This window comes from Halobacterium sp. KA-4, assembly GCF_021028995.1.
Lineage (GTDB): Archaea > Halobacteriota > Halobacteria > Halobacteriales > Halobacteriaceae > Halobacterium.
Genome location: NZ_JAJJZG010000051.1, coordinates 1 through 1,585 on the forward strand (window position 1 = coordinate 1; position 1,585 = coordinate 1,585).

Below are 1,585 nucleotides of genomic sequence, written 5' to 3' on the forward strand. Positions count from 1 at the left end.
GGTACGTGTTTAGCCCCAGTGAATTTCGGCACTGTCTCATAGCAGGCGACCAATCGGGGAGATATGCACCCTCAGCGAGGGCTAGTTGAACCTCTTCAGGGATGGTCTCCGAGCGGAGACCATCCCGGTGACCCTGCTGAGATAACGCTGAGGTGGTCATAGTGGATAGGGACGACCTCAGCAAAGACGAGCTTCTCTCACGGTTTCTCCAAATGGCAGAGCGGATCGACGAGCTGGAGGAAAAACTCGAGCAGAAGGACGAACGAATCGAAGAACTCGAAACACGTCTTCGCAAATACGAGAATCCACATACACCACCTAGTAAGCGACGGTCGGGGACTGACGAGTCCCCGACCTCCCAAGATGACAAAGACGACGATGTCCGAACTGACGGCGGCACTCCCGGTCGAAAAGACGGTCACGATCCGGAGTGGCGTTCTACAGCTGATCCCGACGAAGAAATCGAAGTCACCTGTGACTGTTGTCCTGAATGTGGCGACCACTTCGACGAGTCGGTGGGCGTCAGCCCCCGACTCGTCGAGGAGATCCCGGATCCGAAGCCCCCAGAAATCACCCGGTACAACCGCCACTACTACCAATGCGATTCCTGTGGAACAGAGACAGTTGCGACTCACCCCGACTGCCCCGATGAGGGGCAGTTCGGGGTGAACGTCATCGCTCAATCAGCTCTGTCACGGTACGATCACCGCCTTCCCTACCGGAAGATCGCTGACCGCTTCGAGCAACTGCACAGACTCGAACTCTCGGGGGCATCCGCGTGGCACGCGACCGAACGCGCTGCGCGCGCCGGTCGCTGTGAGTACGAGCAGATCCGTCAGGAGATTCAGGATGCTGACGTGGTTCACATCGACGAGACAGGCATCAAACGCGACGGTGAGCAAGCGTGGATTTGGACGTTTCAGACCGTCCAATACACGTTGTACGCGGTCAGAGAGAGTCGTGGGAGTGATGTTCCCGCGGAAGTCCTCGGCGAGGACTTCGCGGGAACGGTCATCTGTGACGGATGGACGGCGTACCCAGCTTTCAGCAGCAACCTCCAGCGGTGTTGGGCGCACATTCTTCGAGAGGCTGAAGACGCCGCGGAAAAGCAGGCAGAAGGTGAACCGATCTACCACGCTCTCAGACAGGTGTACGTCGCTCTCCAGGCCCGACTGGAGAGCGACTTGACAATCCGTGAGAGAGCAGACCTCCAACGTGTGGCGCGAAGAGAGCTTGAATCGCTGATTGACCGGTCGGTCCCCGACGGACCAGTGGCAACACTACTCGGGAAGCTGGAAGGTGGACTCGACCACTGGCTCACCTTCGTCGGTGAGCCAGCGGTCTCTCCGACGAACAATGCCGCAGAGAACGCGCTTCGTGAACCAGTGGTTCTCCGGAAAATCATCGGAACGCTCCGTAATGACCGAGGAATGTTCGTTCACGAGACGGTCTTGTCCCTGCTGGCGACGTGGCGCCAGCAGGGACGCAATCCATACGAAGAGCTTCGTCGAGTCGTCAGCAACAATGATATGATCTCACGGGCTCACACTGTGCCGACTGTCGAGACCTCGGGGTAAACACGTAC

Annotated in this window: 1 protein-coding gene; it reads left to right on the forward strand. The window is 58.3% G+C overall.

What is annotated here, in order from left to right; translation table 11 throughout:
• The first annotated feature begins 161 nt into the window (after positions 1 to 161).
• On the forward strand, positions 162 to 1,577 hold the full coding sequence (gene tnpC / locus LPA44_RS17980) for an IS66 family transposase (protein ID WP_230890848.1): 1,416 nt from the start codon (positions 162 to 164) through the stop codon (positions 1,575 to 1,577).
• Positions 1,578 to 1,585 lie beyond the last annotated feature (8 nt).